Origin of the sequence: Paenibacillus sp. ALJ109b (assembly GCF_010747435.1) — a bacterium.
Taxonomy (GTDB): Bacteria; Bacillota; Bacilli; order Paenibacillales; family Paenibacillaceae; genus Paenibacillus; species Paenibacillus taichungensis.
Window position 1 is genome coordinate 70,366 of sequence record NZ_JAAIFP010000005.1, and the last position, 23,344, is coordinate 93,709.

At 43.7% G+C, this 23,344-nt stretch carries 29 protein-coding genes; 27 read left to right on the forward strand and 2 right to left on the reverse strand.

Annotated elements, in window-relative coordinates:
- The first annotated feature begins 209 nt into the window (after positions 1-209).
- The 10 genes from G3352_RS30840 to G3352_RS06015 all read left to right on the forward strand — a co-directional run bounded on the left by G3352_RS30840 (position 210) and on the right by G3352_RS06015 (position 7,696).
- On the forward strand, positions 210-365 hold the full coding sequence (locus G3352_RS30840; RefSeq protein WP_205524728.1) for a hypothetical protein: 156 nt from the start codon (positions 210-212) through the stop codon (positions 363-365).
- A 109-nt stretch (positions 366-474) separates the two neighbouring features.
- Positions 475-1,251: a hypothetical protein gene (locus G3352_RS05975; protein WP_163754938.1), complete on the forward strand. Its 777-nt coding sequence runs from the start codon at positions 475-477 to the stop codon at positions 1,249-1,251.
- Positions 1,252-1,452: 201 nt separating this feature from the next.
- Positions 1,453-1,875 carry a hypothetical protein gene (locus G3352_RS05980; RefSeq protein WP_163754940.1) on the forward strand — a complete coding sequence of 141 codons (423 nt, stop codon included), beginning with the start codon at positions 1,453-1,455 and terminating at the stop codon, positions 1,873-1,875.
- Between the two features lie 256 nt (positions 1,876-2,131).
- Positions 2,132-2,695 carry a GNAT family N-acetyltransferase gene (locus tag G3352_RS05985; protein ID WP_163754942.1) on the forward strand — a complete coding sequence of 188 codons (564 nt, stop codon included), beginning with the start codon at positions 2,132-2,134 and terminating at the stop codon, positions 2,693-2,695.
- Between the two features lie 104 nt (positions 2,696-2,799).
- The gene (locus tag G3352_RS05990; protein ID WP_163754951.1) at positions 2,800-3,297 is read left to right on the forward strand and encodes a PH domain-containing protein; all 498 of its coding nucleotides are present in this window, start codon (positions 2,800-2,802) and stop codon (positions 3,295-3,297) included.
- The gene (locus G3352_RS05995; RefSeq protein ID WP_163754958.1) at positions 3,294-4,829 is read left to right on the forward strand and encodes a PH domain-containing protein; all 1,536 of its coding nucleotides are present in this window, start codon (positions 3,294-3,296) and stop codon (positions 4,827-4,829) included. The genes G3352_RS05990 and G3352_RS05995 overlap by 4 nt, the downstream gene beginning before the upstream one ends.
- 283 nt (positions 4,830-5,112) lie before the next feature.
- Positions 5,113-5,892: a Cof-type HAD-IIB family hydrolase gene (locus tag G3352_RS06000; RefSeq protein WP_163754960.1), complete on the forward strand. Its 780-nt coding sequence runs from the start codon at positions 5,113-5,115 to the stop codon at positions 5,890-5,892.
- A 103-nt stretch (positions 5,893-5,995) separates the two neighbouring features.
- Positions 5,996-6,166 carry a YHYH domain-containing protein gene (locus G3352_RS06005; protein ID WP_163754962.1) on the forward strand — a complete coding sequence of 57 codons (171 nt, stop codon included), beginning with the start codon at positions 5,996-5,998 and terminating at the stop codon, positions 6,164-6,166.
- Positions 6,167-6,453: 287 nt separating this feature from the next.
- On the forward strand, positions 6,454-7,116 hold the full coding sequence (locus G3352_RS06010) for an HAD family hydrolase (RefSeq protein WP_163754964.1): 663 nt from the start codon (positions 6,454-6,456) through the stop codon (positions 7,114-7,116).
- 61 nt (positions 7,117-7,177) lie between these two features.
- Positions 7,178-7,696: an NUDIX domain-containing protein gene (locus G3352_RS06015; protein WP_240342957.1), complete on the forward strand. Its 519-nt coding sequence runs from the start codon at positions 7,178-7,180 to the stop codon at positions 7,694-7,696.
- Between the two features lie 241 nt (positions 7,697-7,937).
- On the opposite strand, the gene G3352_RS06020 is transcribed toward G3352_RS06015, so the two are convergent.
- Complete coding sequence (locus tag G3352_RS06020; RefSeq protein ID WP_240342958.1) at positions 7,938-9,098, reverse strand: glycosyltransferase family 4 protein; 1,161 nt, start codon at positions 9,096-9,098, stop codon at positions 7,938-7,940.
- 241 nt (positions 9,099-9,339) lie between these two features.
- Here G3352_RS06020 and G3352_RS06025 point away from each other — a divergent pair, with 241 nt between their 5' ends.
- Genes G3352_RS06025 through G3352_RS06035 form a run of 3 tightly spaced genes read left to right on the forward strand, consistent with a single transcriptional unit; the run spans position 9,340 to position 10,774 of the window.
- Positions 9,340-9,909, forward strand: coding sequence for a DMP19 family protein (locus tag G3352_RS06025; RefSeq protein WP_163754968.1), 570 nt, complete (start codon positions 9,340-9,342; stop codon positions 9,907-9,909).
- A 25-nt stretch (positions 9,910-9,934) separates the two neighbouring features.
- Positions 9,935-10,471 carry a DEAD/DEAH box helicase family protein gene (locus G3352_RS06030; protein ID WP_163754970.1) on the forward strand — a complete coding sequence of 179 codons (537 nt, stop codon included), beginning with the start codon at positions 9,935-9,937 and terminating at the stop codon, positions 10,469-10,471.
- A gap of 12 nt (positions 10,472-10,483) precedes the next feature.
- Positions 10,484-10,774 carry a hypothetical protein gene (locus G3352_RS06035; RefSeq protein WP_163754972.1) on the forward strand — a complete coding sequence of 97 codons (291 nt, stop codon included), beginning with the start codon at positions 10,484-10,486 and terminating at the stop codon, positions 10,772-10,774.
- A 99-nt stretch (positions 10,775-10,873) separates the two neighbouring features.
- Here the strand turns inward: G3352_RS06035 and G3352_RS06040 are convergent, their stop codons facing one another.
- Positions 10,874-11,647, reverse strand: a complete 774-nt coding sequence (locus tag G3352_RS06040) for a sporulation protein (protein WP_163754974.1) — start codon at positions 11,645-11,647, stop codon at positions 10,874-10,876.
- A 392-nt stretch (positions 11,648-12,039) separates the two neighbouring features.
- Here G3352_RS06040 and G3352_RS06045 point away from each other — a divergent pair, with 392 nt between their 5' ends.
- The 14 genes from G3352_RS06045 to pgsA all read left to right on the forward strand — a co-directional run bounded on the left by G3352_RS06045 (position 12,040) and on the right by pgsA (position 23,225).
- Positions 12,040-12,480: a cupin domain-containing protein gene (locus tag G3352_RS06045; protein ID WP_163754976.1), complete on the forward strand. Its 441-nt coding sequence runs from the start codon at positions 12,040-12,042 to the stop codon at positions 12,478-12,480.
- A gap of 20 nt (positions 12,481-12,500) precedes the next feature.
- Complete coding sequence (locus G3352_RS06050; RefSeq protein WP_163754978.1) at positions 12,501-13,043, forward strand: hypothetical protein; 543 nt, start codon at positions 12,501-12,503, stop codon at positions 13,041-13,043.
- Complete coding sequence (locus G3352_RS06055) at positions 13,043-13,582, forward strand: GNAT family N-acetyltransferase (RefSeq protein ID WP_163754980.1); 540 nt, start codon at positions 13,043-13,045, stop codon at positions 13,580-13,582. The genes G3352_RS06050 and G3352_RS06055 overlap by 1 nt, the downstream gene beginning before the upstream one ends.
- A gap of 47 nt (positions 13,583-13,629) precedes the next feature.
- A complete protein-coding gene (locus tag G3352_RS06060; protein WP_163754982.1) occupies positions 13,630-14,154 on the forward strand; it encodes a YfiT family bacillithiol transferase in 525 nt (174 codons plus the stop codon).
- 28 nt (positions 14,155-14,182) lie between these two features.
- Entirely contained in the window at positions 14,183-14,656 is a 474-nt protein-coding gene (locus G3352_RS06065; RefSeq protein WP_163754983.1) for an NUDIX domain-containing protein, read from the forward strand.
- A gap of 150 nt (positions 14,657-14,806) precedes the next feature.
- Positions 14,807-15,313 (forward strand): GNAT family N-acetyltransferase, encoded by a 507-nt coding sequence (locus tag G3352_RS06070; RefSeq protein ID WP_163754985.1) that lies wholly within the window; start codon positions 14,807-14,809, stop codon positions 15,311-15,313.
- A 265-nt stretch (positions 15,314-15,578) separates the two neighbouring features.
- Positions 15,579-16,298 (forward strand): class I SAM-dependent methyltransferase, encoded by a 720-nt coding sequence (locus G3352_RS06075; protein WP_163754988.1) that lies wholly within the window; start codon positions 15,579-15,581, stop codon positions 16,296-16,298.
- A gap of 69 nt (positions 16,299-16,367) precedes the next feature.
- Positions 16,368-17,108: an SDR family NAD(P)-dependent oxidoreductase gene (locus G3352_RS06080; RefSeq protein WP_163754989.1), complete on the forward strand. Its 741-nt coding sequence runs from the start codon at positions 16,368-16,370 to the stop codon at positions 17,106-17,108.
- 351 nt (positions 17,109-17,459) lie between these two features.
- The gene (locus G3352_RS06085) at positions 17,460-18,149 is read left to right on the forward strand and encodes a response regulator transcription factor (protein ID WP_163754991.1); all 690 of its coding nucleotides are present in this window, start codon (positions 17,460-17,462) and stop codon (positions 18,147-18,149) included.
- Positions 18,146-19,150, forward strand: coding sequence for a sensor histidine kinase (locus G3352_RS06090; protein ID WP_163754993.1), 1,005 nt, complete (start codon positions 18,146-18,148; stop codon positions 19,148-19,150). Before G3352_RS06085 ends, G3352_RS06090 begins: the two co-directional genes overlap by 4 nt.
- Before the next feature lie 100 nt (positions 19,151-19,250).
- Positions 19,251-20,006 (forward strand): ABC transporter ATP-binding protein, encoded by a 756-nt coding sequence (locus G3352_RS06095; protein ID WP_163754995.1) that lies wholly within the window; start codon positions 19,251-19,253, stop codon positions 20,004-20,006.
- Positions 20,003-21,928 carry an ABC transporter permease gene (locus G3352_RS06100; protein ID WP_163754997.1) on the forward strand — a complete coding sequence of 642 codons (1,926 nt, stop codon included), beginning with the start codon at positions 20,003-20,005 and terminating at the stop codon, positions 21,926-21,928. Before G3352_RS06095 ends, G3352_RS06100 begins: the two co-directional genes overlap by 4 nt.
- 165 nt (positions 21,929-22,093) lie before the next feature.
- Positions 22,094-22,651 (forward strand): ClbS/DfsB family four-helix bundle protein, encoded by a 558-nt coding sequence (locus G3352_RS06105; protein WP_163754999.1) that lies wholly within the window; start codon positions 22,094-22,096, stop codon positions 22,649-22,651.
- Positions 22,638-23,225, forward strand: a complete 588-nt coding sequence (pgsA, locus tag G3352_RS06110) for a CDP-diacylglycerol--glycerol-3-phosphate 3-phosphatidyltransferase (RefSeq protein ID WP_163755001.1) — start codon at positions 22,638-22,640, stop codon at positions 23,223-23,225. The genes G3352_RS06105 and pgsA overlap by 14 nt, the downstream gene beginning before the upstream one ends.
- Positions 23,226-23,344 lie beyond the last annotated feature (119 nt).

Below are 23,344 nucleotides of genomic sequence, written 5' to 3' on the forward strand. Positions count from 1 at the left end.
GAGTCTTCCTGCCGGATGTTCGGGGGAAGACTTTTTGAATTTAATGATTAGAATTCACTCTATCAAGAATGAGGAATTTGATTGGAGAAAGTAAATGGAGGTAAAATATGCTAAAATAGTTTGGTGAATTAATAAATTGAACTATTTATCAATCATGATGATCATATGAATTATGAATTCAGTACGTTGATAAAAAAGGAGGAAGTGTGATGAGCTTTTCATTCATTTCAACATTCGCAGTTTTATTTAACTTGGTGTTATTCGGTTTGGGTGTATATGCCCTCATTTTATATATCAAACTTGCTAAACGCGGGATTCAGGCGTTGGACATTTATCTATATGAGAAACGAGGAGAACGGTTCTAAGCTGTAGAAATATCACTCAACAATAGAATTATCATTTTTCTCTCAGTGTTTTATTGTTGTTCTATTGATATGATTAATTCATCATTCAACTAAAGAGAGGGTAAATGACATGGATACTTTTTTAGAGCAAATCAACGAATTGCAGGAGCTTCAAAAAGATTTGGTCAGTATACATCCTTTATTCGCAGACTATTATCCCGTGGTTGTGGCATTTGAAACTTTATTATATATCTATGATTATTCGTCCAAGACGCAGCAATATGAATGGGTGAAAACCGTCCCGGATGACCTGAATATTCCCGAAGGATGCCTTGCGGCGTTTCGAGTGCATCACATTGATGAGCGGATGTGCGCAGTGGTGACGGATGCGGCGTTCCAAAATTTTGAGCAGAAAGTCTACCTCTTTCATGAATTTGTCCATTGTTACGTAAATGAGCATTACACCGACATGGGTGACCGACTTGAGATCAAACATAAGATGGAGCAAATCAAACGTGTAACATGGGAACTGGATTATGAGTTTCCTTATGACAATGAGATGGTTGTCCAGCGGATCACTTCGTTGCTGTCAGCCTTGAAGAGTAAGGATCTCTTGCAAGTGAAAGAGGCGAGAGTAGCCCTGTTCAGCTCTTTGAGTGAAGAACAAGGGGAGTACTTCAACTGGCTGGAATGGAACGAAGGTTACGCGCGCTATCTGGAGAATCGAATTCGGGAGAAATTTGGACTGGAAATCAATCATATTGGGGATACAGCTCCGTTTAATCGTCTTGTTTTCTATGAGTGCGGGTCGGAATACATAAGCCTGCTCGTTAACGAACAGCCGGATCTTCATACGGATTTGGAGCAGTTATTTGTGAGGATACAAACAGAGCGAGTGCAGGCTTGAACACTGGTTATATTTACCAAATTCATTACAGACATAAAGATAAGTGCTTTCGTGGCCGATACCACCCAGGGTTTAAAAGTGTTGCTCTAAGGATGGGACACCGAGTTGCAGCATGCCAACATAAGAATCTAGAGCTAAATACAGATGATTACGTTGAGAGTGAGTACTAAGTGTTAGTTGAGCCGGGAGGTATATATGCTAATGAAAAAAGCAGGGATTCTCTTAGGTCTCTTTGTAGTGTTACTTGCAGGTTGCAATCCTCCAAATGGAACTAATTCTATTCCGAAAGAAGCTCTGCCTTCGCTCATTACATTAACCTGCAACCCCAACTTCACGATTGAAGCGTGTGAGGATGTGGAATTCGAAGATCCGGTTGAGATTGGAATCGTAATCGAGGCAATAAACAAAGCGGAGCGCATAGCGGGAAGTCTTGATTATAGCGCGGAGTACAAGATGATCTTAACAGATGCAGATGGGTCCTTAACCAAGTATGATTTTTCCATAGGCAAAGATCCCAAGCAGTCAGCCCTTCTGGTTAACCATGAGGATACCCACGTAGGATACAGCATACCCATAGAGGATGCAAACCGAGTGAGGAAACTGATTCAAAGTTATACGGACTGACATAGAAGATTACAGATTACATCGGTAAGTCAGTTTACTATATAGATTCAACAAAAAATTACACGATAACGGAGAGGACAGAAAAAACCTAAAGAAGCGAAGCGTTCGCCTTTATTCCCGGATTTTACCCTTTGAAAATAGGAATCAAAAAAATCTGGGGATAACAGCGATCGGAAGGTTGTTCTGTCATCGGAGTGGCAAGTGTAAATATTCTTTGGTTTAATTTATATAGCTATTGAAACGGAGAGACGGTCATATGAGTCACCTGATTACCATTCAACCTTTAACATCATCGGATATGGAGGGTGCCTGGCGGGTATTCGAGACATCCATAACGAATGCATTTACACAGGAAGGGCTGGGTTCCCTGCACGAAGACATATGGGATGAAATTGAACACAAAAAAGCGATGCTTCACTCAGCTTTGCATCCTGACAACAAGGAATCAAGTGTCTTCTTTCTGCTGGCCAAAAGGGAAGATACCGTCGTAGGCACTATTTCGTATGGACCTTGCGGCGAGGAGATTCAAGAATGCACAGACCACCAACTGAACCACGTAGGGGAATTGGGTAGTCTCTACGTTCTGCCAGAGGTTCAGGGTCGGGGAATTGGCTCTGCTCTCATTCAGGCATTGGCTACTGAACTTCAGAGACGTGAGATTACGCAATTTTGCCTGGATAGTGGGTACCGGACAGCGCAGAAGAAATGGCAGCGGAAGTTTGGAGAATCCTATGCCGTGGCAAAGAACTACTGGGGTAAAGGCACGGACCATATGGTGTGGTTGTGTAATGTGAAGGATTTTGCTGCAATAAATGACTAAGAGATGACGACCTGAACTGAACAGGGGTCATCTCTTTTACTAAGTCAATCTTTCTGCATCGATAGAGGACTATTCTTCGTACAGTAAGAAAAAGGAGTGAAGATATGCAGTACATACAGAGTACACCCGAGCAACGTTTATCGCCGGATGCCATAACCATATGGAGAATCAGTGCGATTATATCGAACGGAATAGGGTTGATTGTGCTTGCAGCACTGCTGGTTCTGGATTCCATCTATGGATGGAAGGCGTGGATTGGTTGGTTGCTGTGGGGAGTGACTGCCATATCAGTGCTGTATGCGGTGTGGGAGATTATTATCCGGCCTTCATTGTTATACAAGCATTGGTATTACGATGCGAATGAGGAGTTCTTGCAATTGAAACATGGGGCTTTGAAAAAGGTACATCAGATCATTCCCATGGCCAAAGTACAATCCGTCACGACGAACCAAGGTCCCCTTTTGAGAAAATATGGCCTATATTCTGTATCGGTTGGCACGATGGGTTCATCTCATACGATCCCGGCGCTGCCAGAGGAAGTGGCGCTTGAACTGCGTAATCAGATTGCGTCGTATGCAAGGATTAATGAGGTGGATGAATGAACGAGATGAAAAGACAACACCCGTTAGCCATGCTCTGGAGTTTGTGGAAACTGGTGAAAAATTCTTTTGCATTTATCGTTTTTTTATTTATTCTCCGTCATGGCTCGGCGTCCACGTGGATTATGTATGGCAGAATCGTCTTTTATGTGGCTATCGCGTTTAGTGTGATAAGCATTATCTGGAGTTGGTTTACACTACGTTATACCGCAGATGATAAGGCTTTTCAGATCTACAGTGGGGTGTTTAATCGCACAAGAAGAACGATACCCTATACCAAAATTCAGAACGTAAACCGGCATACGTCGCTGTTTCATCGTTTGTTCCGAGTCACATCCATCCGTTTTGAGACGGGCATCAAGGGAGAAGATTCTACTTTTCAGCTGCAAGTCGTTTCACTTACGGAATCGGATCGGCTTGAAAAGGTTGTAGCAGGGCATATGTCGAAAGCGAATGTCGTCAGTGATGCTGTAGAACCAAATGAGGAACTAGTGACGCGACCTGAACACGTAACACTGGAAGAAGATATTCAACTACCTGTAAAAGAAGAGGTTGAACGGAATGTCCATTACAAGTCCACTCGAAAAGATATATTCAAAGCTTCGTTTACGTCGCTCAGCTTTCTGGTGCTTATTCCGATTCTTGGATCGCTCTATTCGTCGATAAAAGATTTCTTTCCCGATGAAAAAGTGACGGAAAGCATCCTATTGACATGGCTGGATACCTGGTGGATTACCGCATTGATCATTACTGGACTTATTGCTGTTTCCATTATGCTAGGTATTGTCAGAACCTTTGTGAAGTATGGTGATTTCCAAATATCCTCTGATCGCAAACGTATCTACATTACGAAGGGTATGTTGGAACAGACCGCATTTTCGATCCTGAAAGAACGAGTACAGGCGGTGAAAATCACACAGTCTCCGATGAAAAGACTGCTAGGATTGGCAGAAGTGGAACTAACGACAGCAGGTGGTGTGGGAGAATCCGAACAGGAAGTTAACTCGCTCTATCCTTTTCTGCCTGTGAAGCAAGCTTACGATATGATCTCAGAGATTCTGCCATCCTATCAGGTTACGCAGGAGATGCAAAAGCTTCCACGCAAATCATTATGGCTGCGCATGCTGACACCAAGCTGGGTGTGGATCATTGCAACAGGGTTACTGTTTTATTTCAAACCAGTGATTCTGGGACAGAGTCAGGCCTGGTGGATGATTTCCGCTATTCTGTTACTGTGGATTGGCATATGCAGAATAACTGATTTTCTCCATACTCGATACGTCCTGAATCAGAACTTTATCCAATTGCGAACGGGTGCATTAACCTCGACACTATACATCTCCAAGCGAGAGAAAGTCATTGAGGTACAGATCACCCGGAATCTACTGCAACGTTGGTTTGGAGTTGCTTCGATTCAAACCGTGAATCGTGCCAAACCTGTTCTGCATCATACGCTAAACGATATACCGCTTGAAGCGGTAGAGGCGTTTCAGCTGTGGTATATGGAGCGGAGCCAGAACGTCCAGACTCGATAATGTAAAGGCAAGTGCAGGAAGACTACTAAGTTTACTGTGCACTTGCCTTTTGAATTGAAATTTTTAATTTCTATATCAATTGAACTAAACATTTACAAGAGAACGGAGAGGACAGAAATAACCTGAAGAAGCGAAGTGTTCGCCTTTATTCCCGGATTTTCCCCTTTGAAAATAGTAATCAAAAAAAATCTGGGGATAACAGCGATCGGAAGGTTGTTCTGTCATCGGAGTGGCAAGTGTAAATATGCTTTAGTTCAATTGATATAGCATAGGAGGTGTTCCATTGATTAAAATCGTATTTATGGACGTGGACGGTACATTACTCAGTGAGAAGGATCGAAGTCTCTCTCCAAGTACAGAGGAGTCGATTCGACAATTGGTTCGTAGGGGCATACAGGTCGTGCTGGTCACTGGAAGACCGTACAATTTATGCGGAGATTTCAGGAAACTCGGTATTGATACCATGATTTCGGCTAACGGGGCATTGATCAAGAGTGGTGAAGAAGTGATACATAAATCGGTGCTTTCTGCACGAATGGTTAAAGAATTCAGTGAATTTGCCGAGCTGAACGGCAGCAGTATTTCTTATTTTACAGAGTCATTCGAAATGAATGGCTTATGCACAACGGATGTGCGTGTCACCGATGCATTGAGAGATACACTCGGTCTGATGGAGTCCCCCTTGAAAATCAGTTCTTTGGAACAGGAAGTGTATTGCATTTGTTTATATGCCGATCAAGCCGAAGCGGAGAAATTCCATTCCAGATTTCCAGCATTAAAATTCGTGAGGTTTCATCCTTACGTGTCTAACGTACTGGAAAAGAATGAAGTATCCAAATCGATAGCGGCAGGGAAAGTGCTCGACCACCTGAATATATCGAAAGAGGAAGCAATGGCTTTTGGCGATGGTGATAATGATATTGATTTGCTAGAGTACGTGGGTCTTGGCATTGCGATGGGAAACGGAGGAGAACGCGTCAAACAAAGTGCCGACTATATCACACTGCGAGCAAGTGAGGATGGCATCACACATGCGTTGAGGAAGTTTAAAATCATAGAATAAGCAAAGTTTGGAGTAATAAGGATATCCTAATTATGGGTTTTCATGTAGAATGATGGAGGATGAATTAAGCCCTAAAGCATAGGGTGTAATCGAAGGGTGACTTATGAAAAAGGCTGTCATTGTAATCTTGTCTTTTGTCGTACTTATTGGTGTATCTTCTTCAGCTTATGCCCATCCAGGTAGACTGGACAAAAATGGTGGACATAATTGTTCCGCGAAATCCAAACAAAAGGGCCTTTGCACAGGCTACCATTATCACAAAAAGAAGAAATGAAAATGAGTTTTACAAGGTAAACCCAGCCCTGGTCTGATCTAAGGTTGGGTTTGCATGTTTATAATTCATGGTAGTCGCAGCTAACAGAATAGAATAAACATTACGTTAGAGGTGAGTAGTATTATGGGGTTTATTGGGATCATTTGTGTAATTATTATGACGGTCACACTCATCAGCATAGAAAGTAATACGAAACGGTTAATTCAAGAGCAGGCCGAAACCAATCGGAAACTGGAGCAACTATTAAGGAAAGAACGTTTTTAAGACCAGACAGGAGGAGTATGACGATGAATCATATTAAAGCAATTATTTTTGATCTAGACAATACGATTCTCAACAGAACAAGTACCTTTGAAGGCTTCAGCCAGAGCTTGATCAACACTTATTTTGCTCATCTTGAGACTACGGATGATATTCTTAAACGAATTATTGAGCTGGATGAGGACGGTTACAAGGACAAAGATGTGTTGTTCAACGAGTTGCTCCATGAATTACCTTGGGCTGAGAATCCGCCTCACGCGGAGCTTATGGAGTTCTATGGCAGAGAGTATGTGAGAAGTGCTGTATTGATGGAGCAGGCGCGAGAAGTGGTTCAGCATCTAAGAGGAAAATATAAAACAGGTTTAATCACCAATGGTAAAACCGAGATTCAGTACGGCAAAATCGATCAACTTGGTATCCGGGATGATTTTGATCATATTATCGTTTCGGAAGAGGCTGGAGTCAAAAAGCCCGATCCTCGTATTTTCAAATTGGCATTGGATCATTTCAACCTCTCTCCCGAGCAGTGTATCTACATTGGAGATCATCCCGTCAATGATGTTGAAGGAGCGGCAAAAGTAGGCATGAGCACGATCTGGATGAAGGTCAATCAGCCTTGGCAGGACAGCATTACAACCAAACCATTACATGCTATTGAGCATCTTGGTGAATTAAAAGGCCTACTCTAAGGGGAGAGCTTCAGGTTAGTTTCAAACAACACTACATAACAGAACAGTGAGGTAGGTGCACATGGAGATCAGACAAATGGCTACGGCATTTTTGAGTAATGGCAACGACATGTTAATGATGAAGAAGACAGGCAGCAGGCTGCTCGATTTTGAGTTCTGGGGTGGTATTGGCGGGCATCTGGAGCACGGCGAGCTTAACTCACCAATGACCGCCAGTTATCGGGAGATCGAAGAAGAGACGGGGTTCAAGCAAGCGGAAATTGAGAATTTCCGTCTTCGATATGTTTTGATGCAGTATAGCGACGGTGAAGTTCGGCAGCAGTTTGTATATTTTGGTGAGACGACACATCGAGCCTTTATTCCATCAGATGAAGGGGATTTATTTTGGGTACCTTTGGATGAGCTGCTGGATTTACATACATCCATTCTGATTAAAGCTGCGATCCGGCACTTTTTGCAGAATCAGGAGACCGACGAGATATGGATCGGTAATGTCCTAAAGGGGGAAGGGGCAGCGGCTAGACCGAGGGTAGAATGGAGTATTATGCAAGACACGATATCCTTTGAACCAGTTGTGTAATGTTAGACGTCTTGACCGGGAAAGGGACCTATCTCTGATCGAAAAAGCTATACGTTTAAACGTCTGTAGGCGACTGTTATAAAGAGCGAGGATATTAACCATCCCCGCTCTTTTTTAATACCTCGTATTGAATATAAATTTCCTCATTGGAAGGAGGAAGGATATGAATATCCAAACTTCAATAGGCGGATCTTGGAGCAGCAGTGATCATCCATTATTCAATTCGGTTATTTTATGAAAATCAAGCTATAATGATTCGATCTTTCGTGCGTCTTCTCCGATTCTCAATGGCTTCCTCATAATCTCCAACTAACCTGTCAAAAATGTGATCCCACGAACGCTGTTCAGCAAGTTTTCGACCTTCAAGACCCATAGTCCTCAGTTGATCCATATGATTTCCCCAGAGGCATATCTCTCGAATCAATGCATCCGCATTACCCGGCTCGAACAGAACACCGCTTCGATGATGTGTGACCAAGTCTTTGACACCGCCACCATTCGCAGCGAGAACCGGCAATCCCGAAGCCATCGCTTCCAGCACCACATTGCCAAATGTTTCTGTTGAGGAAGGAAACACAAAGAGATCTGCCGAAGCATACATAGCAGCAAGATCTTCACCATGTAGATACCCCGTAAAAGTGACATTGGGTGGGGATTGCATACGCATTTTGGGAAGCAATGGCCCATCGCCTACAATGATCCAGTGTACACGGGCTTGCATATGTTCTGGCAACTGCTGCATGGCAAGGGTGAGGGTAGCGATATCTTTTTCCGGGGCAATTCGTCCAACGTAGAGTAAAATTAGAGGAGCCGTTATGTTGTAGCGAGTACGCATATTGGAGCTTCGTTTATCAGGTGAATACAGGCTGCAATCGATCCCGCGGGACCATAACTTCAGACGTTGAATACCTTTTGATTGCAATGAGTTTAAGGTCTCCTGAGACGGTGTCAATGTTGCATCACAGGCTCGGTGGAACCATTGGATATACTTCCAGTACAGAGGAATGACACTTTTCAACTTGTAGTATTCGAGGTACCGATCGAAGTGAGTATGGTAGGAGATGACATGTGGAAGCTGATGCTTGAGCGCATACCTGAGACCGAAAAGACCCATATTGAATGGAGTGGCGATATGCAGCAGATCTGGCTGAAAAGTCTTTAGCTCCCTATGGATGGATGCTCGATTAGGTAAGGCAATACGACATTCCGGATAGAGGAAAAAGGGGATGTTGGTCACCGAACGGACCGGAGCGGCATCGTTGCCTTCAATAACAGACTGCGGTGTGAATAACAGATGCTCAATTCCTTTGCGGTTCAAGTGATTACTCAAGCGGTGCAGCGTACCGGCAACACCATTGGTTTCCGGAACATAGGTGTCGGTGAACAAGGCCAGGCGCATCATAACCCCTCCCAAGACTCTTGATGACAAGATCATAACAGCGGATCATTTTCCAAAGGTCAAGTGCAGGTTAACTTTATCCATATTCCGTGTAAAGTGTGCGGGAAAGTGAATTGATGCAAACTTACATCGGATAAACTTATATAACATATTCTGCTATGATGTATAGGCGTTTAGTTATAGTGGACCCGTGTGAAATCATTCGTCCAACTTATATAGATAGAGAGATACAGGAGGCAGAGAGATGAACAAATTACAGGAAGAATTGCAGCAATTATTACCCTTGGATCAGCTTGACAGCATGTCGGGTGAGGAAGTGGTGGGGAGTGTTGCCATGGATCTGTATCGTGCGGAATTTGCGACCATTCGGGAGTGTGGACCTGAACTTCCACAAGTATTGCGAGATACCATCCTGATCATAGATCTGGATACAGAGCTATCGATGAGTGGCATTACTGGTTTTCTTGAAAATGCGAGTGGGCAGTTTCTGGGTGAAACGACGGAAGCGATGCAGCGCATAGGCAACGATGCAGATGCAGAGATTCTGAAGAACATCCAGCATATGTTATCCGAAAGTGGTGTAACACCTGAGCAGTTAAGAGAAAATGTGAATGCACTCTCCGAGCAGGATGTAACGACGACCCTGAATACGCATGGACAGCAGATCCATGAGGTTTTGCAACGGGTGGAGCTGGAAGCGGGTAATTTAAGCATGCAATCGGATAATGAAGAGGTATTTGAACTCCTTTATCAATATGTGGATACGAACAAAGATCGCCTGAAACAGGAGTTGGAGCACCTCTTGTCTAATTGAATATGATACGCAGGAGGGCGTCACTATGATTGTGATGATTAATGGGGCATTTGGCTCGGGTAAAACCTCTGCTGCAACCAAGCTGCAGCCGCTAATTCCGAACAGCATGATCTACGATCCTGAAGAGATTGGATACATGTTAAGAAACGTGATTGCGGATGACGTCCGAATGGAAGTGGAAAAAACGGACGATTTTCAGGATATGGAGCTGTGGAAAGTCCTTACCGTGAAAGTCGCCCGTGAAATCAGGCAGAAGTATGACAAACATCTGATTGTTCCAATGACCATCTACAAGTCAGAGCAGTTCAGTTACATCCATCGAGGTCTGAAAGAGCTAGATACTGACCTTTTTCATTTTACCCTGATGACATCCATGGAAACATTACATGAGAGATTGTTGAAGCGCGGGGATAAGCCTGATGGATGGACTTTTCAACAAGCGGTTAAGTGTGTCGAAGCATTCCATGGATCACGCTTTGAAGAGTACATTCAGACGGATGGGCAAACAACAGATGATGTAGTGAATTTTATAACTTCCAAATTGTTGTCAAACCGTAAATGAGGAGGCAAAATGATGAGTATCAACAAACGATTAGGTGTGGAATCCCTGTTGGTAACTTTGCTATTCACACTGGGTTTTATGGCTTGGAATGTCGTTCAAGGAATGTTAATGACGCTGAATCATACACCTGAAATGATGAACACCGATTCATCCGTTATGATGTTGCGGTCCAAGGTTGCTTTTGGCACCATCGCCCGTTGGGATTCTACTTCCATTCTAATCGCTGCTGTTGGATTTCTCTTGCTTGCTGCTGCATACTATGGACTTCGATCGGGGATACAGCGCTGGACACAGCGTTCCTGATTGTTTATTAATAAAAGAAAAACATAGCCAAAAACAGTTCTACACCAATGAAAGTTGGTAGGAGAACTGTTTTTTGTTTTTGAATCTATTATCAATAGATTATAGATGTTTGGAGATGACTTCTTCCAGACCTTGGGCAACCGAATCTGCACCCCGTGCAAGGTGTCTCTCGTAGAGATGCAGCCGGACAAAGCTCTCATCCGTCCCCATCGCCTCCGAGAAAATGCCACCGAGTCCACGTGCGCGGCGGTCGATCTGAAGCAACAGTTCCAGTGAATCTCCCATCGGGTAAAACAATACTTCCAACTCATCCAAATAACCGCGGAATTTACTCGTTGGCACGAATTCAAATTCCTGTACAAATGGAAGATTGCCACCAAGCTTTGGAGCATAGTCATTGGTCACTTCACGCAGTTTGAAACCAAGGAGATCAATCGCATCAAGCACAGTGTTCATATCTTTTGTAGGAACTACATGGAGTCTGTCCCGGTCTGAGGGGTCCATGGCGCTGGAGATATCGAGCCCAGTTTCAACCCATACCTCTGCACGATGCAGTGTAATTGGAAGATTTTCTGGTAGATCAAATGAGAAGGATTTCTCCAGTTTGACGCCAGGCTGTAAAATAAAACCTTCGGTAAGCAAGTATTTGGCTACAACGGCAGTTTCATTTACTTTTCGATCATTGTGCTCCCGTATGTAATGGGTTTTGATCGTAAGGTAGATTCGGTCTACATTCTGTTCCACGTCTCCACCCTCGATGTACACGATCCCAGAGATGACTCCTCCAGGCGTAACCTCAGGTGTATGTAATTCTGTATTTACTTTGGCTGCTCCAACACCTACACTGGCTAACATTTTCTTAAAAAAAGACATTCATTCAACCTCCACATCCTATTGGTTTATCCAAGTGGCAAAATACGACTTCGAGCTTAATACGGAGCCTACGAGAGAAGCGTTTCAAATTTTAACAAGCACAAGATGAGAATAGATAAAACTCTTTTAGTGAGAAAAAAGTTAACCTGTGGACAGGAAAATCGACTTGTCTGTGTCGAATGTTGTTTAATATGGGATTTTCTTCTGGAGGGATATCTATTGGGCGTGGAATGGTATGCCATGAACAGCTTTAAGTTAAGCTGAAGGAAAATCAGATTGATGGGAGACTTGCTGTGCGTGAGCACAAATATATCTGGAAGGCCGTAAGGCGTTAAAGAAAGATTATAAAATATGAATGCCTGACTTCGTATTTCAGATCTGGAGGTTGTATTTTGGATAGAGAAACTTTAGAACGAAATTTAGGACCAGATAATGTGAATACCAGCTTCGAGCAGATGGTTAACGGGGAACGGAAATACAAGATGGTTTCAGAGGATGGCGGTTATTATTGCAGAACGATAGCTTCATCTCAGGGAGCATGGCAAAATAGTCATTTTCATAACCATATAACCGAGTTCTATGTTGTGCAGTCTGGTTGGATTGCTTATGCAAATTTTGTAAAAGATCAGACGCTTGAAATCAGAGTTATGGGCGAAGGAAATCACATCATTGTGCAACCAGGAGTACACCATAATTTATATATGTCAGCTAATAGCGTTATCCATACGATTAAATATGGTTTGAATACACATAGTGATTGGTCTGCTTCTCCTGAACTGGACAGCGTTACACAGAAGCTAATGGAGAGTGAATTACTTCAGACTTACGGTTAATCAGCTTGGGGGTTGAATACATGCGAAAAAGTACGATATTTTGGCTAACAGGCATTGCGATTATTATTGTAGCAGCTTTCATTGTATATAATAATCTGGCTCCAAGCATTACAGCGCAGGATGTTAACATGAAGGGCACGATTCGGCAGACAGCTACGGATGAATACGAGGTGCAATTAGCCATTACACGCACAAAAGAAGATAAAGGTCAGCACACTATATATCCCCTTGTAGCTGGCTGGGGTTCAATATCTTTTTATGACAAACAGGACAACCGATTTATTCGACCTACTTCCGTCGGCAGCACAGGTGCAATGGAAGAGATTCTTCGTCAAGTGTTACAGAGGCAGTCATCAACAGCGATTACTGAATTTGCGGGGTTCTCCATACCTGATGCAGTGGGCACGTACAAGGTTCGTTTTACCATTCATCCTTTGGGTGAGGAGGCAGAACTGATTCGGCAACCGATGATCTATTATGTTCATCAGGAAAAATTACTGGGCAAAGACCTGAGCTGGGTCTCAGGAGAGCCTCTGGAAATCATTAAGGAGTATGCAGAGTGATGCTAATCTATCAATGGAATGAGATTACGGTACGTTTACTGGATGAAAAGGATGAACAGCGCCTTGCTCAATGGTTGTCTGACCCAGCAGTACTTCAATATTACGAAGGCCGTGATCGGCCGCATGATCTGAACTTGGTCAGAGAGCACTTTTATAGACAAGAGGATACGGCACATCGTTGTATGGTTGAACACGAAGGTAAACCGATCGGCTATATCCAGTTCTATGAACTGGAGGAGGAAGAACGGAATGAGTATGGTTATGGAGACACCGATGAAATCATCTATGGAACAGATCAGTTTATTGGAGAAGCTGATTATTGGAACCGCGGTATTGGTACACAACTAGTAAAATCCATGTTGGTCTATCTAGTCAACGAAAAGCAAGCTCGGAAAGTGGTCATGGACCCGCAATCCTGGAACGAACGAGCCATATCCTGTTACGAGAAGTGTGGATTCAGGAAGGTCAGACTGTTACCAGAACATGAGCTGCATGAAGGGCAGATGAGAGACTGCTGGCTGATGGAGTATACCCCATAGGCAGTACGCGGTGCTATATAAACCATTTAACCAAGGAGGAATGATCGATGGATTTGAGATACCCGATTGGATCATTTGAACATACAGGCGAGGTCACATCAGAGCAGCGGAAGCAGTGGATTCAGGATATTGCGGAGTTGCCGGAGCGCGCCCGCGAAGCGGTCAAAGGATTGAGTGAAGACCAATTGAGGTTACCCTACCGGGAAGGTGGCTGGATGCTCAAACAGGTCATACACCATATGGCAGATAGCCATATGAATAGTATGGTTCGTTTCAAGCTGGCACTGACGGAGGATAATCCCACGATAAGACCATATTACGAGGAGCGATGGGCTGAACTGAGTGATTCGCGGGAGCTGGATGTCGAGTTTTCCCTGCAAATCCTGGATGCGCTGCATCGACGTTGGGTAGCGCTACTGAACACATTAACAGATGTAGACTATGCCAAAACCTTTTATCATCCCGCTTCCAAAGAAACGACCAGACTGGACTACAATTTGGGCGTATATGCATGGCATGGCAGACACCACGTTGCCCATATTACCTTGCTTAGAAGCAGGTTGGGAATCTAGTGGTGAAATATGTGAGGTGTAATTTCTGATGATAGAGAAACAGTGGCTGGATCTCAGTAAATATGATGAATTGGAACAAGAGATTCAGTATGTCATCATGGTTACTCAGTTTCAGGAGAAATACGTCATTATCCATAACCTTAAACGCCAAGGCTGGGAATTCCCAGGAGGTAATCGTGAACCTGACGAGTCAGTTCTTAGGGCTGCAGAAAGAGAACTGTTCGAAGAGACAGGAGCATTGAGGTTCATGCTAGAACCTTTCGGAATTTACCAAATGAATGGAACGTTTGGTATGGTTTATTATGCGAATATTACAAAATTCCGTGCTCTATCGCTGGAACCTAACTCCGAAATAGGTGCAATGAAAATGGTAGATACACTACCAGAGGGCATGAATTTTGGTGATATGTTTTATTCTTTTTTGCATCAGTGGAAGGTATATTCTGGAAAAGGAATAAACGAACACTTTGTAGATCTGACTTTTTGTGAAAATAACATGTAAATCAATTTCATAACTCACTAAAATGAAGTTTTGTAACTAGATATAGACAAATTGAAACGTTTTGATCTATATCTAGCCTTGATTAAAGCAGCTAAAGGTATTATGAAATTGATTCTTTAAGTATCTAATAATATTAAGGAGATTACATCGATGAATATACATATCAGACTTTTGGATGAGAGCGATCCGGTCATAATTTCACAGGCGTTTCAGGAACAAGGTTGGGCGAAATCGGCGGAGCAGTACATTCAATATCTTACAGAACAGCAGAATGGTGAGCGGGTGACTCTGGTAGCGGAGCTCGCTGGAGCTTTTGCCGGTTACGTGAATGTATTGTGGAATTCGTATTACCCTTCGTTCAGGGAACAGGGTATTCCGGAAATTAATGATTTCAATGTGCTGATCAAGTATCAGCGTCAGGGAATTGGATCACGTTTGATGGACCGGGCAGAAGAAGTTATTCATGAGCGAACCGATACTGCCGGGATTGGTGTCGGGGTGTTCTCCGATTATGGCAAAGCTCAAATTCTGTATGCCCGTCGTGGATATATACCGGATGGTCAGGGCATTCACAAGCATGATCGTTATCTAAAGTGGGGCGATGAAACGATTATCGATGACGATGTGGTGCTGTATCTAACGAAGAAGTTAAGCTGATCGAGTCATGAATACAAATGATTCAAACGACGTCTGGGAGACAGGAAGTTCCTTCTTCTAAACGTCGTTTTTACATGTAAATAGACCATTTTTGGATCGGAATCATACAAGAAAAATAGAGTTGGATTGGGTGAAAATGTTATAATGGAGGGTAGTTGATTTAGCGTATAAACCGTGATGAAGCGGGCAAATGGTGAGCACAGAGATCGAAACATAAGAGGGAATATGAAAGATAATTTATATGGATTTGAGGAGGAATGTAGTTATGGAAAAGACGATTAAAAATGTCCAGGATCTATATGACATGCTTGACGCAGAATTCAGATCAGCGAAGCAATTTTGGGAGCCTTTTTACAAGGATCGAGACCGGCCGATTCCCTTTTTTCCAAACAAACCGGATGAAAATCTGGTAGCACATGTGAACTCAGGAATATTACCTGGGGGCAAAGCATTGGAGCTCGGTTGTGGCCCGGGAAGAAATGCAATATATCTAACACGTCAGGGTTATAAAGTAGATGCTTATGATCTTTCAGAGACAGCCATTGCCTGGGCCAAGGAAAGAGCTGTGGAGGAACAGCTTGAAGTGAATTTTGAATGCAAATCAGCATTTGAACTCACGCCACATGAAGAGTACGATCTGGTTTATGATTCGGGCTGTCTTCACCATCTGCTGCCACATCAGCGAATTCCCTACATACAGATGATTCAGAGTGGACTTAAACCTGGAGGGTATTTTGGAATGACCTGCTTTGCTCCAGGATTTGGCGGTCAGGGTGGACCGGAGAGCGTTATGGACGATTGGGAGGTATACCGTGAGAAGTCGATGAAAGGTGGTCTGGCTTTTACGGAGGAAAAGCTTCGCTATTTGCTTGAAGATCCTTTTGAATGCGTGGAGCTGCGACCGATGAAGGCGATGGATCAGGATGAAGATTGTTTTGGCTTGCCCATCCTGTGGGTGACATTGTGGAGAAAACCAGACGTGTAGTCATAGATGAAGGGTCATAGATTTGATGTTTAACCAATATTGCACAGAGTGAGAGAAAGGCGGGGAAATATGGGACAAAGGTATTTTATCATTACAGGTACATCCAAAGGAATCGGCAAACAGCTTGCGGAATTGTTATTGGAAAAGGGAGATCACGTCTACGGTATTGCACGCGGAACGTCTGACTTGGAGGAAGCCTACGAGCGTTACCAGCATGTTCAGTTTGATCTGGCAGATATTCATAGCATCGACGATCTTGTCTCAGGCATACTCGAACAGATTCCACCGCAAGAAGTTGAATTCATCGGGCTCATTAACAATGCAGCGATGCTGGAACCGTTGAAATCGATAGATCGGTGCAGTGCAGAAGAGATCAGTCTTAATCTGAACATCAGTTTGGCAGCGCCTATGATTCTGACTTCATCATTTATACAACATACCAACCACCTGACCACACGCAGAAAAATAGTCAATGTATCATCAGGGTCAGGAAGTTATCCGGCACCTTCAATGGCATCTTACTGTACCTCCAAAGCTGGGATAAACATGTTCACCCAGTGCGTAGCGATGGAACAATCCGGGCAACCCAATCCCGTTGAAGTGATTGCATTCGATCCAGGGATGGTAGATACTGAGCTACAGGCTGTGGCAAGAGGCAAAAGTGCAGAGGAATTTGCACTGTCTGAGGTATTCGGTCAGGTCTATGAAGCAGGCCAATTAAGATCGCCAAAAGATGTCGCAAAGCAATTAATTGAACGGATGGAAGAAATCAGTGATCCAAGCAAGGTCCTCCATACTATGGAGGGATAACAGTATTCACTAATTTGCGTTCAGTTTGCTCCCATGTCTCCAGAATTCTAGTGATGAATCTGGAGCATGTGCTTTGTTTTGGCTCTGCAACGTAGTGAGAAGTAATTATTTTACTTGGTTCGACAATTTTTATTGTTCAATAAGCAGCGAAAGTAGTGGAGGGGACGAAATCGATTCTGAAGAAACGGAGTGCTCGCCTTTATCCCCGGATTTTCACCTATGAAAGGTGGAATAAAAAAATCTGGGGATAACAGCGATCGAAAGAACGATTCGTACCCGTAACGGTTATCACGCAGAAGTCGACCTTAATAACTTAACTGCCCAAGAAGAACAGAAACGTGGTGAAGATATATGTTTAAAATTATGCTCATTGAAGACGATGAATCGTTATTCAGTGAAATCAAAGAACGGTTATCCCAGTGGTCATATGACGTGTATGGCGTGCAGGATTTTGGCAAAGTGATGCAGGAATACAGTGCCATTCAGCCACAGCTGGTCATCATTGATATCCAGCTTCCCCAGTATGACGGATTTCATTGGTGTCGCATGATCCGAGCCCATTCCAATGTGCCGATTATCTTTCTGTCCTCACGGGATCATCCTACGGATATGGTCATGTCAATGCATTTGGGCGCAGATGATTTTATCCAGAAGCCCTTCCATTTCGATGTGCTGATAGCCAAGATCCAGGCGACCCTGCGTAGGGTATATAACTACAATACAGAGCGGATTGAGCTGCGCACATGGCGTGGGGCTACCATTGAATATTTGAAAAATATCCTTACCCATGACAATGAATCGGTCCTTTTGACCAAAAATGAGATGTTCATTCTCAAAGTATTGGTTGAGCACAAAAATCAGATTGTGACCCGGGAAGACCTGATTCGCAGTCTGTGGGATCATGAACATTTTGTGAGTGACAACACACTCACGGTCAACGTCAATCGCCTTCGCAAAAAGCTAGAGCCGCTAGGTATGGATGGCTATATCGAAACGAAAGTTGGTCAGGGTTACATGGCAACGGAAGAGGCGGAAACATGATTGGTAAGTACATACGGGAAAAGCTGAGCTGGTTAGTGTTGCTTATAAGCATGCAGCTCATCTTTTTATTTGTAGCCTATATCGACACGTCCATTCCATTCCGATCTGTATCATATATCGTCGTGCTGAATGTGGTCGTATGCATCGTTTTTATCTGGGCGAGATATCCAAGAGAGACTCGTTTCTACAAAAGATTAAGCGCCTGGGATCATACCTATGATCCAGGAGATTTGGATATCGCTGAAAGCCCTTATGAACGGATTGTGCACAATGCTATGACTTCCCAGACCGAACGTTATCGGAAGGAGTCATCGTCTCATTTTATTTTGCTGGAGCAAGAAAAGGATGAGATGCTGGCTTGGATTCATGAGGTGAAGACGCCCTTAACCGCGCTGCAATTAATGATCGAGCGAATGCCGGATGACAGGCTGCAGGGCCAGATGACGTATGAATGGCTGCGAATTCACCAACTGCTCGATCAGCAGCTTCACCAGAAGCGTATTCCATTTATGCATAATGATTTGTTTGTGGAAGAAACAGAGCTTGAACCGATTTTGAACGGCGAGATTAGAGCTTTGAAGTCGTGGTGTATATCCAAACGGATTGGCTTCGACGTGTCATTAGATGTGACAAAGGTGCTGACCGACAGCAAATGGTTAGGTTTTATCATACGGCAGCTGCTTAGTAATGCAGTGAAATACAGCCATTCCTCTGACATTGTCATTGAAAGTAAGGAACAGGATGGGCACATCATATTGACCATTCAGGATTATGGAAGAGGGATCGAAGCGCAGGATTTGCCACGTATCTTTGATAAAGGCTTCACTTCAACTCAGGGGAGACTGGAAGGAACGGCAACGGGAATGGGCTTGTATTTGACCCGACAGGTGGCACAAGCACTTCGTATAGACGTTAAAGTACAGTCTGCTCCCGGAGAGGGCACTAGTATCAAGCTAACCTTCCCGAGAAAAAATGACATGATCCACCTAGCAGGCGTGTGACAACATTGTCACATGCTTTTTGGTTTTGTTCGGTGAATCGCACGATAAATTGGAGCATCCCGCCTATGATAGAGATATACCAAAGAGGAGTGAGTGGGATATGTTGATACTGGAAGCCAAAAAAATTCATAAAGTCTATGGCAACAAATTAAATAAACAGGAAGTCCTCAAGGGGATTGATCTCGGGGTAAGTAAAGGCGAATTTGTTGGTATTATGGGGCCCTCGGGTTCGGGGAAAACGACGCTGCTGAATGTTCTTTCTTCGATCGATCGGGTCAGCCAGGGCACGATCGACATTGAGGGTCAGGAGTTCACCGGTATGAAGGAGAAACAGCTGGCTGAATTCCGCAAATTTCATTTGGGCTTTATTTTTCAGGATTATAATCTGCTGGATACCCTCACGGTGAAGGAAAATGTATTGCTGCCGCTCTCGATTACGAGTATTCCAAAGCATGAGGCACACCTGAAGTTCGAACAAATCGCCCGTGAACTGGGCATATATGAGCTGAAAGACAAATATCCGTCCGAAATCTCGGGTGGGCAGAAGCAGCGGACTTCGGCTGCGCGTGCGTTTGTGCATGATCCGAGCATTATTTTCGCTGACGAGCCGACAGGTGCACTCGATTCCAAATCGGCTTCGGACCTGCTTGGCAAAATGAGTGATATGAACAGGAAGCATCAGGCTACGATTATTATGGTCACACATGATCCGTTTGCCGCAAGTTATTGCAGCAGGGTGATTTTCATCCGAGACGGTCAGATCTACACCCAATTAAATAAAGGAGACGAGTCCCGGCAATCCTTCTTCAACGATATTATCAAAACTCAGGGCGTGTTGGGTGGTGTGCAGCCATGAGCCTGAACTACATCATCTTTCGCAATCTGAGGAAAAACCTGAAAAATTATTATCTTTACGTCTTTGCCCTGATTTTTAGTGTGGCGCTGTATTTTTCCTTTGTGACATTACAGTATGATCCCTCCATGGATGAAGTTGCTGAATCAACAAAAGGAGCGGCTGCGATCGGCGCATCCTCCGTGTTACTGATTGTCATTGTGGGCATTTTCTTGCTCTATGCCAATACGATCTTTATCAAGCGGCGCAGTAAGGAGATCGGTTTGTTTCAGCTAATCGGACTGACGAAGGGGAGGATATTTGGCATATTGAGTGCGGAAAATTTCATTCTCTACTTTGGTTCTATGGTAATCGGTATTCTAATTGGGTTTCTGGGTTCCAAGCTGATATTGATGATTTTGTTCAAAATTATTGGCGTTGATGTGATCACGAAGCTATACTTCTCACCGATGGCGCTAGTGCAAACGCTGATTGTCTTTGCCGTCATGTATCTGCTTATCATGTTGATGAATTACACGTTTATCCGAGCACAGAGTATTCTATCACTCTTTCGGGTGTCTTCTACAACAGAGCAGCAGGTAAAGAAGTTATCTGTGGGGCAGATTCTGATGGGCATCTTAGGTATTGCTCTGATCGTGTTCGGTTACATACTGTCTGCACGGCTGTTCAGCGTCGAGAAATTGGATATGCAGCAGTTAATGTACACAATGATTTTGATTTTGTTCTCGGTTATTTTGGGGACATATCTATTCTATAAAGGTTCCGTCAGTTTTATTTTTAATATGATTCGCAAAAGCAAAAAAGGCTACCTCTCCATTAACGAGGTATTGTCGTTATCCTCCATCATGTTTCGTATGAAGTCGAATGCCTTGCTGCTGACCATTATTACTACTGTATCGGCACTCGCCATAGGTATGCTGTCGCTCAGTTACATTTCCTATTATTCGGCAGAGGCACAAGCTAAGGAAAGCTTGCCGGAAGATTTTTCATTTGCTCAGGCTGAGGTAAAGGATCGTTTTATAGCGGAGTTGGATAACAAACAGATTCCATACGAAGAAAAGCACAGACAACCTTTATATATTGAAATTGATGCACATAAGGTGATGAATGACTCCACAATGGAGGAGCTGTTGTTCAGCAGCGTAGTAAGTGACAGCATGGTGGATAACATTGATCTGAAACCAGGCGAAGTCATTTTCATGGGATATGGCAATGTGATTCAGCAATTCTTTTCCATTCGGGATGAAGGTCCCATTGTTCTGCACGGATTGAAAAATACGATTGACCAGCATTTGATTGGAACCGTCAAACAGGGCGTGCTTCCCGTGTATTACACCAAAGGAACGCCTGTAGCGGTTGTGGATGAATCGGTTTATGCGGAGCTTGCGCAGGATCTTGATCCGAAAATTCAGGAGGTGGAAAGGACAGATTATTACGGTGTGCAAATTACAGATTCGGGGCAAGACGAGAATGCGTATGCCATTTTTGCAGATCTGCAATTGCAGGCTCCAAGCTTCTCCCAGATTGAATTCCGAAATAATCAACGTACCAGTATGGGCCTAATCATGTTCATTGTTGGTTTCCTGGGACTGACTTTCTTGATTACATCCGGGTGTATCCTCTATTTCAAACAAATGAATGAGAGCGAAGAAGAGAAATCAAACTATACTATTCTGCGCAAACTTGGATTTACTCAAGGCAATCTGTTACGCGGAATTCAGTTCAAGCAGTTGTTTAATTTTGGCATTCCACTTGTTGTGGGACTGAGCCATAGTTATTTTGCCGTGAAATCAGGCTGGTTCTTCTTTGGCACCGAACTTGCCACACCTACTGTAATCGTCATGATTGTGTATACGTTGTTGTATTCAATCTTCGGCCTGTTGTCCATATGGTATTACAAGCGAGTGATAAAAGAATCATTGTAGATCAGGGATTGGTCGGATAGCCGAATAACAAAATACAATTTATAGGGGCAGCTGTATGGAATACAGGTTGTCCTTTCTTTTTGTGGAAATAAAGGCGGATTACGGAATGAGGGAGAAATGTGGATAGAGGATAAAAACAGTGACTGTTACCGAGGAGGGGAAAACATGCCTGGTCCGATATATGCATCCAAACAAGAACTGATCGAAACCATTCAACGTTTATATCTGCTGTTTGCAGACGAGTTTAGTGAAATCAGCGATAGTGACAAAGATAAACTTGTAGATGGCGTGGATCGTACACCTGCACAGATGATCGCCTATCAGCTCGGGTGGATGAACCTTCTGATGGGATGGGATCGGAATGAACGGGCGGGAGAGGTTGTCATTATGCCGGCACCAGGTTATCAATGGAACCAACTTGGGGCATTGAACGCATCCTTTTACGACAAATATGCTGACCTCTCCCTTATACAACTGCGGTCCTTGTTTCGGGAAACGGAGCAACAGTGGCTAAACTGGATTGAATCACTTAGTGAAGAAGAGTTATTTGTGCAGGGGATGAGGAAGTGGACGGGGATTAAGCCTGGGTGGGCCATGGTGAAGTGGATACAGATTAATTCAGTTGCTCCATTCAAGTCGTTTCGTACCAAGATTCGTAAATGGAAAAAGGTCCATTCCAAAGAGAAGGGTGCTAAGGGAGGGTATGTCAATGAACCTGGCTAACAAAATTACCCTGGCGAGAATGGCATTGATTCCTTTGTTTATGTTATGCTTTATCCCGTTGCCGTCATGGATACAGGAGTCGAGTGAACTTATTCGTTTTCTGGATCAGCATGGTCTGGTGATTGGCATTATTATTTTCGCAGTGGCTGCAGGTACGGATAAGCTGGATGGGTATGTGGCGCGAAAATATAATCAGATCACCAATCTGGGGAAATTGCTTGATCCACTGGCAGATAAACTATTGATTTCGGTTGCGCTGATTATGATGGTTCAGGAGAATCTGATCGGTTCATGGATTGCTGTGATCATCATTGGACGTGAAATTGTCATTACGGCGCTGCGCATGATTGCGAGTGAACAGGGGATCGCACTTGCGGCCGACCGGTATGGCAAGCTCAAAATGGTGCTGCAGGTGGCAGCCATCATTGCTGTGTTATTGAATAATATTCCGTTCAGTTTGTTGACAGATGTGCGAGTTGATGTGATTTTATTGTGGCTGGCGGCAGGAGTTACGCTGTTATCGGGATTGAACTATATTGTAGTGAACTATAAGTTGCTTCAGACAGGAAAATAGAAGAGCCATTCGGATAATGGTTCGATAATCCAATTAATACCCTGCATTCAGTGTGCAGGGTTTGTTTGTCATTGATTTAGTTCAAAAATGTGTGGGGCATGGCCGTGGTTCCTTGTATA